We start from the raw sequence: 15,101 nt of genomic DNA, 5'->3' as shown, positions 1-15,101 counted from the left end.
AAGATTATTACGATTATACTTAAATTGCTGAAACAACTGCTGAAATTGGAAAATACAGCTCAACTTCCCCTGGTGCAAAATCAGGTAAATAATGTTCTTGAATGGCTGCTGTTAACGTGACATTATTTTGAGGTAAAATTTCTACCAACATCTTTTCAGTCATGTCGGCTAAATTTGCCTCATTGGTTTTAATTACGAAATACTCTAGTGCTGGCATCTCCCACTTTTGCCATCCCAGTGGTACTTTTGTATCATTGGGTACAGCCATTCCCGCCAAATACCGTCCGATTTCACTCCAAGGATACAACCACTCACTTTGATCGCTCATAAGTCCCCACAAATGAATTTCCTCAGGTTCCACGAACACATTTGCTGCTATTTCTTCAAAATGTTCATTTACACCATCCCATAATAATGGTACCCAAGAAGAACCTTCTGCTGCTAAGCCTTTGCCTTCTTTGCCGATCACAGTAAAAGCTGGTAGACTCACACGTCTTATTTCACCTAACTCCATTTCATCCCTTCTTTCCACGCATTTATGTTTATTGTACTAGAAAATAACTTTTTTAAAAAATCATAGCTTTTTGACAAGCCAAAACAGTTACAATCCGCTATACTAAAAATGATTAAGGAGTTGAACATATGAATTTTTTACCAGAAATTTTATTAGCAATTTTTTTAGTTGGGGGAGTATTGGCAACAATTTCATGGCGTAAAAAAAAGCCAGACCCTGATACGATCTTTTTTTGTCTCGTCTGGAGCTGTATTTGTCTAATTTTCTATTTTGCGGGCATTGAAATGTTGAACGGCGGGTACTTTTTTAGCTTACCCCTTGCTTATTTAGCTGTTTTTTTATGGAGCTATTTTAAAAATAAAGCTCGCTTATTAAACGGGGTCTTGTTTAATATTTTGATTTTTGTCTTTGGTTTTTATTTAATCTATAACGTCAGCATTACCTCTAGCATAGTTGCTTTTGGACTTTTGGGTCTCGCTCTTGTCTTATTAGCGGCGGTTTTAATTTTCGGTTTTGTTTCTTTACTTATTTTTCTATACTGGAATGCACTGATTGTTTTACGCAAAGAATCTCACTCATTGGCCAATATGCTAACCTTGTTACTAGCTATCTTTTTAACGATTTTCTTAATTTACGATTTTTTCATCGCCCAACGCTTACCTGAATGGCTAACCATGATTTTAGCTGCACTACCATTTATGATGGGTTATTTTGCCTTAGTCTTTTTTAACTTTTTAAGTGTTTCTATTTTGTATCAATTTAATCATCCTAAACCAAATCAAGATTATATTATTGTCCTTGGAGCAGGACTTTTAAACGGCGATACCGTATCCCCACTTTTAGCCAAACGCATTGACGTGGCGATTAAATTTTATCAGCATCAAATAAAAGTAGCTGATAAACACGCAAAGATTTTAATGTCTGGTGGTCAAGGGTTAGATGAAAAACTACCAGAAGGTGTGGCAATGGCCAACTATGCGCAAGCAAAAGGTGTAGCTGCTGCTGATTTATTAATTGAAGATAAGTCTACTACCACCTTAGAAAACATGCAGTTTTCTAAAAAAATCATGGACCAACTTCAGCCATTGCCTTATAAAGTAATTTTCACATCCAACAATTACCATATTTTTCGTGCTGGAATTTATGCCCATCAAGCTGGTTTAAAAGCAGATGGAATTGGAGCTAAAACTGCCCTTTATTACTTGCCAAATGCCTTTTTGCGTGAATATATCGCAATTGTCGCATTGCATAAAAAACGGCATTTTATTATTTGCGGCTTAATTATGGCACTTTTTATTTTCTTATCTGTCATGTCATTTTTTATCGGTTAAGAGCTAAGTAAGATTAAATGCTGCATTAATTGAACTACAAAAAAGGCAGAACAAAAGTTAGTTAACTTTTGTTCTGCCTTTTTACTTTAAAATGAAGTTTTATGTCCAAACAACTGATTGAAACGGACTTTCATTGACTTGGTCATTGGTTCTGCTGCTTCTTTAATTGCACAATACTTATCGACCATCGTTACGATATAACTTTCTTTATATTTAGGTGGCGCAATTGTTGCCCCCCACATATGTTTCAAAATAATATCTTTTTCCAACGGGGATAATTCAGTGATTTTTTCCGCATTTTTAACGGCAATTCTAGGATGCATATAAGCATGAGAACCTTCGTCAAATTTCGTCGTGCGCCAATCATAGTAAAATAGATCATGTAAAAGGCCTGCTCTAGCTGTTGCTTTTGCATTACCGCCCCATTTTTTTGCTAATTTATAACTGTAATAAGAAACACTTAATGAATGTTCCAAACGTGTCGAATTTACGTGTTGTTTGTATTGGCTCAACTTTTGTACTTCAGGTGTTGCCAGCAAATCTGCTACATAAGACATATATTCAGAATCTTTGCGCCAGTTTTCAGTCATTTATTAAATAGCCACCTTTAGCTTATCTTTTTTCGTACAAGTGTAAGTATAGCACCTTTTTTAAACATTTAAAGAAAGCGGACTCAAGCTTAACAGTTCTTTAAAATATTTCAATTGCTACAATTTAAAGTAATATAATAAAATCCCCGCTGCAATTCCCACGTTTAAAGACTCGGCTTGTCCCAAAATTGGAATATAAAGATTTTGGTCAGTTAACGCCAACAACTCTTGGGTGACACCTTGTCCTTCATTGCCAACCAAAATAGCCACATCACCTTTTGGTACTTCATTGAATTTTTTGGCATCTTTATTTAATTGCGTACCATAAACGGGTACCCCTAGTTGTTTTAACGCTTCAATTGCTGTAACAAGATTCATGGGAATAACCGGCAAGTGAAAATTACTTCCCTGCATACTCCGCAAAACTTTAGTACTGTAAATATCCGCACTACCTTCTCCTAAAATTACCCCATCGTAACCAGCTGCATCAGCGGTTCGAATAATCGTTCCCACATTTCCTGGATCTTGCACCCGATCTAATAAAATCCAAGCGCCTTTTTTTAATTGCACTTGTGATTTCATTTTGGCTACCACTGCAATAATCCCTTGAGGAGTTGGTTGTTCTGAAAGTTCTTTTAAAATGGTTTCTGGTACCAAATAGCAAATTGCTTCATAATTTGCCAAAAAGTCGCCCCATTCTTTTTGACCACGTTCGTTGACTAAAATAGTCTGAATTTGGGCGCCGCTTTTATGGGCCTCTTCAACTAAGTGGAAACCTTCTAACAGATATTGGGCTTGTTGATCCCGGTATTTTTTTTGATGGAGCTTTTTTAACGTTTTAACTAACGGATTTTTATTTGATTGAATTTCTTTCATGGTTTCACCTCGCCTTATTATAGCATTTTCAGCAGAAAGCTTGTGGGATGTCAGCAAAAAAGCTATCATTAAATTAAGATAAAAATGAGGTGATTATCATGCGGAAAGTAAGAATGAATGTACAAGGCCGAGTGCAAGGAGTTGGCTTTCGTTATACAACTAAAATGTTAGCAGATCGATTAGGCATTCATGGTGCAGTTTGGAATGAAGCAGATGGCTCAGTGGGAATTGAAGCTTTTGGCCCACAAGAGGCAATGGAGAAATTTATTGCAGGCGTCAAAGCCTCTCCTTCTCCGGCCGGTCACGTAACTTATTTAGATATTACCGATGATCCAATGATTAAAGAGCGGAACACTTTTGAAGTGACCTTTGGCTATTAGCGGCTAAGCCGCTTTTTTTATGATAACGCTAACTTTTTTATGTGAATCATAGCCTTTATTCTTGAATATTTTGTGAAGCACGTTTACAGTTGCCCGTTTTTCTAGTATGATTACTTTTGTGTAAATTTACAAAGTAAAGGACGAAGCAAATGACAAAATTAAAAAACTGGCTATTGGCATCTGGTCTGATTGGAATTATGATTACCCTTTCTGGCTGTGTTTCCGTTGATAAGAACGGTAACCCAGATAAAGATGGCATGATTTACCGTATTTTAGTGGAACCACTAGGAGGATTTTTACAATACCTGGCAAAAGACTTCAACTGGGGTTATGGTCTAGCCATTATTATGGTCACGATTATTGTTAGAATTATCTTATTGCCTTTGGGAATTCACCAGTCAAAACAAACGATGGTGCAATCTGAAAAAATGCAATTTTTGAAACCACAAATCGATCAAGCCCAAGCTAAATTGAAGGCTGCAACATCTCCAGAAGAACAAATGAAAGCACAACAAGAAATGCAGGCTGTCTATAAAGAAAATAACGTCAGCATGTTTGGTGGAATGGGTTGTTTACCTTTATTAATTCAAATGCCGATTTTCTCCGCGTTGTATTATACTGCCCGCTTCACGCCTGGGATAAAAAGCGCTACTTTCATGGGCATTAACTTAGGTAATCCTAGTATTGCCCTCGTTGTTATCGCTGGTCTATTTTATTTGGTTCAAGGTTTTATCTCACAAATTGGCGTTCCAGAAGAACAAAAGAAAACGATGCGTTCTATGCTGATTGTTTCACCATTGATGATTGTTTTCATGTCCATGAGTGCACCAGCTGGGGTAACCTTGTACTGGGTAGTCGGTGGTCTAATCAGCTGTCTACAAACCTTCATTACTAACGTTATTATGAAGCCACGAATTAAAGCACAAGTACAAGCTGAAATGAAAAAAAATCCACCAAAAACAGTCGTAACACCACCAAGAAAAGATGTTACACCAAAAGAAGTGAAAGAAAACGTAGCCGATTATACGAAGAAAAATAAAAATCGTAACAGCGGCAAACAAGGTCGCAATGCCGGCAAGCAAAAACGTAAATAACAAAAAAGCTACAAAGTCTGCCTTTTAAGCAAACTTTGTAGCTTTTTTTTAATTTTTTGTAATCAATGCATCCAGACTGGCAACTGCCAATGCCATTTTAGCAATTTTATTTAATTGTGTTAACCGATTACGACGAACTTTATCGTCATCAACCATGACCATAGTTTGATCAAAATAATTTTCAATTAATGGTCGTAAAGCAGTTAAGTCCTCGTAGTTTTGGGCCATCGTTTGACGTACAAACCGATTTTCTAAGTCAGTTACAGCCTCAAATAATGCTTTTTCCGCCTCATTGTCAAAAAGTTCTGGTTTGACATTTAAGTCTTCTACTTCTGCTTTTTTCGCTAAGTTAATTACCCGGGTCAAAGCTTCCATTGATGGTTTAAAATCCGGGTCATTTAAATGTTGACGTAAAATTTTAGCCGAAGAAAATAGCGCAGTTAAATTACTTTGTTCTGCATTAATCACGGCGTCAATCACATCGTGACGCAAGTTTTTCGTCAATAAAAATTGTTTCAAACGTGCTTTTACAAAGTTCACGACTTCAATTTGACTACTTGCTAATTTTATTCCATAACGTTTTTCATCTAAGCTAATCGCTGCGCTAATTTCCTCTTGCAATTCAACCAGTGGAAAAGCCCAGTGTTTATTTTCAATAATACGCACAATACCATAGGTTTGACGTCGCAATGCATACGGGTCATTTGAACCACTTGGAATCATCCCCACTGCAAAGAAGGACAATAAACTATCTAATTTATCGGCAATCGCCAACACTGCTCCAATTTCAGAATCTGGAAGTTCTCCTTCGCTGGCAATTGGCAAGTAGTGTTCCCGAATAGCTTTTGCTACTGCTGGTTTTTCGCCTTGTAATAACGCATATTTTTCTCCCATTACACCTTGTAATTCAGGAAATTCTCCCACCATATTGGTCACAAGGTCAAATTTATAAATTTCAGCTGCACGAGCTAGATCTTCTAGCTGTACTTGTGATAAACCAACTGTTTTTCCAACAATTTTGGCAATTTCAGCTACTCGTTGCATTTTTTCATAAATGCTACCGATTTTTTCATGGAAGGTCACATTTTTTAATTTTTCCACACAGGCATCAATTGTTAATTTTTGGTCTTCTTTATAAAAGAATTCCGCATCTTCCAAACGCGCCGTCAATACTTTTTCATTGCCTTTAATCACGTTATCCAATTTTACAGCATTACCATTACGGGCGGAAATAAAATGTGGTAACAGTAAACCAGCTTGATTACGGACATCAAAATAGCGTTGATGTTCTTTCATTGAAGTTACTAAAACTTCTTCTGGTACTGATAAGAAACGATCTTCAAAATTACCAACAAAAGCAGTTGGGTATTCCACCAAGTTGTTTACTTCTTCCAGTAAATCTTCATCTAAGCCCACTTGCCAATCATTTTTTGTTGCAATTTCATTAATTTGTTCCACAATCAGTGCTTTTCGTTTTAAAGGATCTGCGATCACAAACTGTTCATTTAATTTTTCTTCGTATGAATTTGCCGTTTCAATCGTCACATCATCGCCTAAGAAACGATGCCCTCTGGTTGTATTGCCAGTTTCAACATCTAAAATTGAAAATGGAATTACTTCTTCGCCTAATAAGGCCACAATCCAGTGAATCGGACGAATATATTCAAAATCATATTTATTCCAATGCATCGTCACCGGAAAGCTTAGACTTGTAATTACCTCTTTTAAACCCGCCAATACTTCAATAGCCGGTTTACCTTTGGCATACTTTGTTACATAAACATATTCTACCCCTTTTAATTCTCTAAAAGTAATAGCCTCTGTTGTCAATCCTTGACCTCTAACAAAACCTTCTGCCGCTTTTGACCAATTGCCTTCACCATCTAACGCGATTTTTTTAGCTGGCCCTTTCACTTCTTCTTCTGTGTCAGCTTGTTTTTCTGCCACTTCACTGATAAGAACAGCTAAACGCCGCGGCGTACTAAATGACTTGATGGAAGAAAAAGCTAATTTTTCATGAGCTAAAAATTCACTAACTTTTTTTTCTAATTGTTTCATACTCTGAGTTACTACATGAGCAGGCATTTCTTCTAAACCAATCTCCAATAATAAATCTTTTGCCATCTTAGTTTTCCTCCTTCAATAATTTTGCCGCTTCTTCAGGTGCTAATAACGGATAACCTAATTTCGCCCGCTCCGCTACAAAAATTTTAGCAACCGCTCTAGCCATATTACGAATACGCGCTAAGTAACCCGCACGCTCTGTTACAGAAACAGCTCCTCTTGCATCTAATAAGTTAAATGTGTGACTACATTTCAAAATATAGTCGTAGGCTGGATGAACCAAATCTTGATCGATGCAACGTTTTGCCTCAGATTCAAAGCGGTCAAAATTGCCCAATAACAACGCTTGGTCACTTACTTCAAAAGAATATTTTGAATGTTCATATTCTGGTTGGCGGAAAATCTCTCCGTACTTAACCCCGTCAGCCCATTCTAAGTCATACACACTTTCAACTTCTTGAATATAAGAAGCTAAACGTTCTAAACCGTAGGTGATTTCTGACGTAACTGGTTTACAAGGCAAGCCCCCCACTTGTTGGAAATACGTAAATTGGGTAATTTCCATTCCATCAAGCCAAACTTCCCAACCAAGACCAGCACAGCCCATTGAGGGGTTCTCCCAGTTGTCTTCTACAAAACGAATATCGTGTTCTAAAGGATCAATGCCTAATAATTTCAAGCTTTCTAAATAAAGCTCTTGAATATTTTCTGGAGATGGTTTCATGACAACTTGAAATTGATGGTGTTGGTATAAACGATTCGGATTTTCACCATAACGACCATCAGCAGGGCGGCGAGAAGGCTCTACATAAGCTGCATTCCAAGGTTCTGGTCCAATTGCGCGCAAAAATGTATAAGGACTCATAGTCCCGGCTCCTTTTTCGGTATCATAAGCTTGCATTAACATACAGCCATTACCAGACCAAAATTGTTGCAGTGTCAAAATAATATTTTGCACAGTCATTTTTTTACTCATTTTATTTCCTCCTACTATTTTCAATTTCCTTTAATTATTTAAAGAGCATTTACCACTGGATAAAATTCAACTGGATTGCCAGGAATTAAATGAACTTCCACTACCATTTTTTCCGTTAGAAAAGCTAAGTCATAAAGCATTTGACTTGGTTTGGTAATAAACTCTTCTACCAGTTGACCACTATCATCTCTAATCACAACTTTCAGCGGCACATTAGCTAAAACTTTTAATTTTTTTTCTTTAAATTCATTGGCATTAATTTCCATATCAAATTGCATTTGTTCACCCTCCTTAGACCAACTTTTAAGCTTACTAAATTTATAGTCGCAAGACACAGTTTCAAATTTTTCAAGTTTTCCCTAAGAAAAACAAAAAGCCCTGCATAGATTTTCATCTATGCAGGGACGAATTCTTCGCGGTTCCACCCTGCTTCTGATTGCTCAGCAGCTTTAAAATATTCAACTGGATACTCCCAAGTTGCCCCCAAATAAGTTCCTGCTTGCGGCTTCCACTTTCCCGCAATCGCTTGTTCATTTGCTTATTTTTCGTCTTGTTCACCGTATCAATCTTTGTTTATCATAGCGGTTTACCCTAAGTTTTGTCAATTAAAAAATTAAAACAAACCGGTAATATTACCAAATTCATCAACATCAATGTTTTCTGCCGCAGGTTTTTTCGGTAAACCTGGCATTGTCATGATATTTCCTGTTAATGCCACAATAAAACCTGCCCCAGCTGAAACCTTAACCGAGCGAATAGTAATCGTAAAATCCTTCGGTGCACCTAGTAGATTGGGATTGTCACTGAAAGAATATTGTGTTTTTGCCATACAAATTGGATAATCGGAAAACCCAAGTTCTGCTAGTTTAGCCAATTCTCGTTTGGCTTGTGGTGTAAATTCAACACCCTTTGCACCATAGATTTTTTTTGCTATCGTTTCAATTTTTTCAACTAAAGAAAGATTCGTCTCATAAGCGAATGTTATATCACTTTGTGTATCTGCTAATTCGACTACTTTTTGGGCTAATTCTACGCCACCAGCACCACCAGTACCCCAAACGTCTGAAAGAACTACTTCTACTCCACGCTCTTCGCACGCTTTTTTTACAGCTGCTAATTCAGCTGGCGTATCTTGTGGAAACTGGTTAATACAAACAACTACCGGCAAACCAAAATTATCTTTTAAATTGTGTAAATGGCGTTCTAAGTTTGGCAGACCTGCTACAACAGCAGCTACATTTTCACTCGTTAAATCATTTTTAGCGACACCACCATGCATTTTCAACGCCCGAATAGTTGCAACTAATACAGCCGCATCCGGTTTTAATTTTGCTAGTCGGCATTTGATGTCCATAAATTTTTCGGCTCCTAAATCTGCGCCAAATCCTGCTTCTGTTACCGCATAATCTGCATATTGTAAAGCCATTTTGGTCGCTTGTACACTGTTACAGCCATGGGCAATATTGGCAAAAGGTCCACCGTGAATAAACGCCGGGGTTTGTTCTAATGTTTGGACTAAGTTAGGTTTAATAGCATCTTTTAATAAAGCTGTCATTGCTCCAGCGGCTTTTAAATCACCACAAGTAACCGGATTGCCATCAAAACGATAGGCAACAACAATTTTTTCCAAGCGTTTTTTTAAATCTGCCAAATCAGCCGCTAAACATAAAATTGCCATGATCTCAGAAGCAACAGTGATTTCAAAACCGTCTTCTCTAGGCACACCATTCAAACGTCCTTGCAACCCGTCTACAATGTGGCGCAATTGGCGATCATTCATATCAACTGCGCGTTTCCAAGTAATTTGACGGCTATCAATTTCCAATGCATTGCCTTGGTGAATATGGTTGTCTAGCATAGCCGCTAATAAATTATTTGCAGCTCCAATCGCATGAAAATCACCGGTAAAATGTAAATTAATATCTTCCATGGGCACTACTTGGGCATAGCCGCCACCAGCTGCGCCTCCTTTAATACCAAACACTGGTCCTAAAGAAGGTTCTCGCAATGCAATTGCAGCCTTTTTACCAATATGGCCTAAAGCATCTGCTAAACCTACAGCCGTGGTGGTTTTTCCCTCACCGGCGGGCGTGGGACTAATAGCTGTTACCAAAATTAATTTTCCTTTTAGCGGTTTTTTAGCATTTGGTTTTATTTTGGCTTTATAATTTCCATACAATTCTAAATCTGTCGATGCAATCCCTAATGTTGCAGCAATTTCTGTAATATTTTTCATCTCTACTTGCTGTGCAATTTCAATATCTGATAACGTCAAATCTTTCTCCCCTTTATTCACCGGTTGTGTAAAAATCAATTTTGATATCTTCATTTTACTTGATTTCCTTTAAATTGTCTTTTTAATACGACTAATTATTTCGAATAAAGCTAAAATCGTTCGTGAAATAAACAGATACAAAAATATCCAAATACTATCGCAGTGATTTTCACACAAAAGAGCAATCACAATGCTCTATGTAAAAAACCACGATAATATTCGGATAAATTTACAGCTATACCGCGTAAGACTAAGACTCTGGTTTCATTAAGTCTTGCCAATTATGCATGTCGTCAATAAATTTTTTACTCTTCAAATGAATGCCAACATATTCATCATAAAGTTGGTCAATTACGCGACGAATCTCTTTTTTTACTGCTGGTTTCACGTTTATTGTCTTGACCTTACTTAAATCTATCTGATTAAACAAGCGGATAAAGTGCATGGCAGCAGGATCGGCATGATACCGATGTTCATCACTTGAAAAATGCGCTTCACACAAAACACCCCCGTATTTAGACGAATAGTCAAAACGACCGGTAGTTTTTCCGCAAATGACACAGTGATCAAAAATTGGTGCCACACCAAAACGCTGCAGTATTTGTACCTCAAAAATATTGGTGATAATTTCCGCATCATAACCTTCATTGATTAAATTTAAAGACAACGATAAAAACTGATAGAGATTAGGATCATATACCTTATCTTCAATCGCAGCATCGGCGAGATTCAACAAATAAGTGCTATAACCCGCCAAAAAAATATCTTGTTGAATTGTTGTCAGTGGCTTAACATCTTTAGCCCCATTCAAAAAAGAAAGCCCCTCTGCCTTTAAATTCATGATAAAAGTCGCCTCGGTAAAATTTTGCAATACAGAAGTTAACGGGTTATTTTTCTTATGCACACCTTTAACATAAAACATTTGCTTACCAGCTGATTCAGTAAAAATTTTTACCAATTTGTCTTTTTCCTTATAGTCCCGGGAAAATAAAATCAATCCGCGGCTTTCAGCTAATTGCATGGAAAAACTCCTTAGTAATCATCCGGACGGTAGCCATAATCTTGCAAATAGGTTTGTTTATCACGCCAATCCTTTTGAACTTTAACCCAAAGTTCCAAAAAGACTTTATCCCCTAATAACTGTTCAATATCACGGCGAGCTTTAGTGCCAATATCTTTTAGCATTTTGCCCCCTTTACCGATAATGATCCCTTTTTGACTATTACGTTCGACAATAATCGTGGCTTGAATATGCACTTTATCGTTTTCATTCCGTTTCATGCTGTCGACCACAACTGCAACGGAATGGGGAACTTCATCGCGAGTTAATAATAGAACTTTTTCTCGGACTAACTCAGATACAATAAAATATTCAGGGTGATCGGTGATTTGGTCATCAGGGAAATATTGTGGCCCTGCTGGCATTTGTTTAATCAATGTATTCATTAATGTTTCAAAGTTATTGCCTTCTGTTGCAGAAATAGGAACCACTTCGGCAAAATCCATCTGGCTTGTATAATCTTCAATAATTCCCAATAAATCATCTGGATGTACTTTATCAATTTTATTGATAACTAAAAAAACAGGTGTGTCGTTTGTTTTCAAGCGTTCCATGATAAAGTCATCACCACGACCGCGTTTTTCATCCGCACTGATCATAAATAAAACAGCATCTACTTCTTTTAGCGCGCTATAGGCTGTTTCCACCATGAAATCACCTAAACGATGTTTAGGTTTATGGATACCAGGTGTATCAATAAAAATAATTTGAGCATCTGGGGTTGTATAAACACCTTGAATTTTATTCCGAGTCGTTTGGGCTTTATCACTCATAATGGCAATTTTTTGCCCGACAATTCGATTTAATAATGTTGATTTGCCGACATTGGGACGTCCTACAATTGCGACAAAACCTGATTTATGTTCTGACATAATATTCCTCATTTCTTTTAAAACAATAATTGCCAAATTTTTGGTAAAAATAGAATTGCTCCAATAATTACCGCAAAAAAGGATGTTAACAAAACAGCGCCAGCTGCCATATCTTTAATTTTTTTACCAATCGGATGAAAGTGAAAATCCGTAAACATATCCACGACATTCTCAAAAACCGTATTGATAATTTCCACAATCCAAACTAAAAAGACCGCGAGTAACAACCATAACCATTCAAAGCGACTTAACTGAAAAATCCCCCCCGCTATGATGGCTAAGATACCAAAAAAGACGTGCTTGCGCATATTCCGCTCTTCTTTAAAGACTGTTTGAATACCTGTGAAAGCAAATTCTACTGAAGTAATAAAATACTTATTTTTCTTTGTATTCTTATCTTTTAAGTCCATAAGCATCCAAAATTTCCTTTTGTAGTCCAAACATCACTTTTTCATCTTCTTTGGTCATATGATCGTAACCATTAATATGCAAAAAACCGTGCAGCGCCAAAAAACCTAACTCTCTTTCAAAACTATGACCATACTCTTGGGCCTGCTCTTTTGTTTTATCCAAAGAAATCATCAAATCGCCCAGCTCTCTTGGCAGTGGATTTTGCCCATCTGCAAAAACAACTGGAATCTCGCCTTCACCTTCTTCTTCTAATGCAAAACTAATAACATCAGTCGGGCGATCTTTACCACGATAATCGCGGTTAATAACTTGAATGGCATCATTGTCCATAAAAGTAACAGACATTTCTGTTTCTTGCGGTAATTTCAAATAATCTGCCGCAAATTGCAACAAATCGTCCACTTCTTGCATCTTTTCAGGTGTAAGGGAATTGGTTTCATCCATAAAAGTAATATCCATTATTTATCGCTTCTTTCTTGTTCTTCTTTCATTTTCTCTGCTTCTGATTTCATCTTCGGATATTTAATCCGGGAGTGAAAAGTACTGCACAAGCCATTGACTAAAGAATCTTCAATAATATGAATTTCCTTTAACGTCAAGCCACTATCATCTAATTGTCCGTCTAAGATACGGTCAACAATTAAATTATGAACAAATTGACGAATTTTTTCATTCGTAGGATGATCCATCGCCCGCACTGCCGCTTCGCAACTATCAGCAATATTCACAACGCCAGCTTCTTTTGTCTGGGGTTTTGGCCCTGGATAGCGAAATTCGGCTTCTGTCACTTCCGGATTACGTTCTTTTGCTTTAGCATAAAAATATTTCATTAAGGTTGTGCCGTGATGCTGGTAGCAAATATCAATTACCATTTTAGGCATCTTATATTCCTTCAACACCTTAGCACCATCGGTAACGTGACCAAAAATAATCTGCTTGCTATCTTCTGGCAATAAGAAATTATGCGGATTTTCAGCGCCAGCAGGTAAATTCTCCACGAAAAAATTCGCGTGTTTCAATTTTCCGATATCGTGATAATAACAGGCAACCCGCGTTAAGAGCGAGTGACCACCAATCAGCGCTACCGCATTTGCTGATAAGTTTGCTACCATCATGCTGTGATGATAAGTCCCCGGTGCTTCTTCCAACAATTTTTTCAAAAGTGGATGGTTGGGATTGCTCAACTCATTTAAAACAATCACACTATTATCGGTCACCAAAAGTTCAATATACTGATGTAAGCCCATCGTTAGTAGAAAAGATAAAAGCGTTCCAGCCAAGCCGCAAATAATCGTCGTCCATGTTCTAGCATCTGTTAGGGTTAAACCTTGGAACACTACTAAAACAATATTTAATAAAAAAGGAAAGACGATTAACCACATGACAGCTGAAAAACCTTGTTTGGAGATTCTTTCTCGTCTAACAATCGCCCCCATCAAACCAGAAAATAAATAAGTCAATAAGACGATGGTCAACAGATTGGTCCCAAGTGCATCATAATAACAAAATACAGCTGCAATTACTTGAAACATGGCTGCAATAATTCCGGCGCGACGATTGACGAAAATATTCAAGACCAACGGCACAAATGCTGCTGGGAAAAATAACGGGATATAAGGTAGTAATTCCGTTTGGAAGAGTTGAAAAAATTTCATCATGGCAATGCTTGTAATCATCGCCAATGTATAAAAGGTTAAAAACTCTTGTCGTTTATTTTTGTCTGCATATTGCCGTGCAAAATAAAGTAAGACTAAAATTTGAACGATTATCCCGGCCACCATTGCGACAATTGGGAAAAAAGAAGTATTTTGACTCGTTAATCCCAAAAGTTGTAATTTTTGAATGGCACTTGCATCAATTTGAGAGCCTTCTCTGACGATGACTTCCCCTTGTATGATCATGACTGGTGCCACACTAGCCCGAGCTTGTTCTTTTAGTTCTTCGGTCTTTTTCTCATTAGGAAAATCATTTACGACAATCGCGTTTTTTAATAGTTCTTTCATGGCATCTTTTGCCATACTGGATATTGCTAATGCATCGACTTCATTTTCAGCATTGTTTTTGAAATCCGCTAAATTAGATTCACGAACTTGATTTTTCATCTGTTCAGCTAAAATATTTAAACTATTATCTCGCACAGTGTTTAAGGCGGCACTGTTTAAAGTAAAAGCAATTTCATAAAATGAAGCTGGAATTGCTTGATAAAACTGAACATCTTCATCATTTACCTTTTCAAATGATTTTTTTAATGAGGCAATATAGTCATCGGTTGTAACCGCTGGAATTTCTTTATCTTTGGCTTGTTTTTGACGCTGCTCGTGCTCATCATCAACTGATTTTTTAACTTGTGCAATCAGGTTAAAAATGGTTTCAATGCGGCTGTGTTGTGTTTCTGAAATATCTTCTTGATACGTATACTCCGGTACAACAGCCTCGGCTGCAAGCTGACGTTTTTGATCTGTTGCCGCCTTATTTTCGACTGTCTTATTCGCCCGAATACTCTCACTGGCAACTTGACCTTCGTGATAATCGACACTTTTTTGTTTTACGCTCGTAAATAAAAGACCAAAACAGCTGATAAAAAACACGAGAAGTATCAGCGGAATATAAAAACGTCCCAGACGTTCACGGATTTTTCTTAACGGCTCAATAATCAAA

General features: G+C 37.2%; 15 protein-coding genes. 3 read left to right on the top strand and 12 right to left on the bottom strand.

From position 1 onward, the window contains the following. Positions 1–19 precede the first annotated feature (19 nt). Complete coding sequence (locus AC6R0T_RS04850; RefSeq protein ID WP_303754322.1) at positions 20–514, bottom strand: GyrI-like domain-containing protein; 495 nt, start codon at positions 512–514, stop codon at positions 20–22. A gap of 128 nt (positions 515–642) precedes the next feature. Between AC6R0T_RS04850 and AC6R0T_RS04845 the strand changes: the two genes are divergently transcribed. After that, complete coding sequence (locus AC6R0T_RS04845; RefSeq protein WP_303754323.1) at positions 643–1,845, top strand: YdcF family protein; 1,203 nt, start codon at positions 643–645, stop codon at positions 1,843–1,845. An 86-nt stretch (positions 1,846–1,931) separates the two neighbouring features. Here the strand turns inward: AC6R0T_RS04845 and AC6R0T_RS04840 are convergent, their stop codons facing one another. Next, positions 1,932–2,435 carry an HD domain-containing protein gene (locus AC6R0T_RS04840; RefSeq protein ID WP_206903101.1) on the bottom strand — a complete coding sequence of 168 codons (504 nt, stop codon included), beginning with the start codon at positions 2,433–2,435 and terminating at the stop codon, positions 1,932–1,934. A gap of 117 nt (positions 2,436–2,552) precedes the next feature. Further along, positions 2,553–3,311, bottom strand: coding sequence for a TrmH family RNA methyltransferase (locus AC6R0T_RS04835; protein ID WP_303754324.1), 759 nt, complete (start codon positions 3,309–3,311; stop codon positions 2,553–2,555). Between the two features lie 98 nt (positions 3,312–3,409). Between AC6R0T_RS04835 and AC6R0T_RS04830 the strand changes: the two genes are divergently transcribed. Together AC6R0T_RS04830 and AC6R0T_RS04825 are read left to right on the top strand one after the other, a co-directional pair. Beyond that, complete coding sequence (locus tag AC6R0T_RS04830) at positions 3,410–3,691, top strand: acylphosphatase (RefSeq protein ID WP_303754325.1); 282 nt, start codon at positions 3,410–3,412, stop codon at positions 3,689–3,691. A 149-nt stretch (positions 3,692–3,840) separates the two neighbouring features. Continuing rightward, on the top strand, positions 3,841–4,785 hold the full coding sequence (locus tag AC6R0T_RS04825) for a membrane protein insertase YidC (protein WP_206903104.1): 945 nt from the start codon (positions 3,841–3,843) through the stop codon (positions 4,783–4,785). A 48-nt stretch (positions 4,786–4,833) separates the two neighbouring features. Here AC6R0T_RS04825 and glyS read toward each other — a convergent pair whose 3' ends face one another. The 9 genes from glyS to AC6R0T_RS04780 form a co-directional block, all read right to left on the bottom strand. Next, entirely contained in the window at positions 4,834–6,909 is a 2,076-nt protein-coding gene (glyS, locus tag AC6R0T_RS04820; RefSeq protein ID WP_303754326.1) for a glycine--tRNA ligase subunit beta, read from the bottom strand. Between the two features lies 1 nt (position 6,910). Continuing rightward, positions 6,911–7,825 carry a glycine--tRNA ligase subunit alpha gene (glyQ, locus tag AC6R0T_RS04815; RefSeq protein ID WP_303754327.1) on the bottom strand — a complete coding sequence of 305 codons (915 nt, stop codon included), beginning with the start codon at positions 7,823–7,825 and terminating at the stop codon, positions 6,911–6,913. Between the two features lie 38 nt (positions 7,826–7,863). Next, positions 7,864–8,103, bottom strand: coding sequence for a hypothetical protein (locus AC6R0T_RS04810; RefSeq protein ID WP_206903107.1), 240 nt, complete (start codon positions 8,101–8,103; stop codon positions 7,864–7,866). A 335-nt stretch (positions 8,104–8,438) separates the two neighbouring features. Then, a complete protein-coding gene (locus AC6R0T_RS04805) occupies positions 8,439–10,061 on the bottom strand; it encodes a formate--tetrahydrofolate ligase (protein WP_526159873.1) in 1,623 nt (540 codons plus the stop codon). 289 nt (positions 10,062–10,350) lie between these two features. Further along, positions 10,351–11,121, bottom strand: coding sequence for a DNA repair protein RecO (gene recO, locus AC6R0T_RS04800; protein ID WP_282461354.1), 771 nt, complete (start codon positions 11,119–11,121; stop codon positions 10,351–10,353). An 11-nt stretch (positions 11,122–11,132) separates the two neighbouring features. Continuing rightward, positions 11,133–12,032 carry a GTPase Era gene (gene era, locus AC6R0T_RS04795; RefSeq protein ID WP_206903109.1) on the bottom strand — a complete coding sequence of 300 codons (900 nt, stop codon included), beginning with the start codon at positions 12,030–12,032 and terminating at the stop codon, positions 11,133–11,135. A gap of 17 nt (positions 12,033–12,049) precedes the next feature. Then, the gene (locus AC6R0T_RS04790) at positions 12,050–12,442 is read right to left on the bottom strand and encodes a diacylglycerol kinase family protein (RefSeq protein WP_206903110.1); all 393 of its coding nucleotides are present in this window, start codon (positions 12,440–12,442) and stop codon (positions 12,050–12,052) included. After that, positions 12,426–12,902, bottom strand: coding sequence for an rRNA maturation RNase YbeY (gene ybeY / locus AC6R0T_RS04785; protein ID WP_206903111.1), 477 nt, complete (start codon positions 12,900–12,902; stop codon positions 12,426–12,428). The genes AC6R0T_RS04790 and ybeY overlap by 17 nt, the downstream gene beginning before the upstream one ends. Beyond that, positions 12,902–15,100, bottom strand: a complete 2,199-nt coding sequence (locus AC6R0T_RS04780) for an HD family phosphohydrolase (RefSeq protein WP_282461355.1) — start codon at positions 15,098–15,100, stop codon at positions 12,902–12,904. The genes ybeY and AC6R0T_RS04780 overlap by 1 nt, the downstream gene beginning before the upstream one ends. Position 15,101: the final 1 nt, after the last annotated feature.

This window comes from Enterococcus sp. S86.2, assembly GCF_059834485.2.
This window is presented reverse-complemented; position numbering and strand designations above follow the sequence as displayed.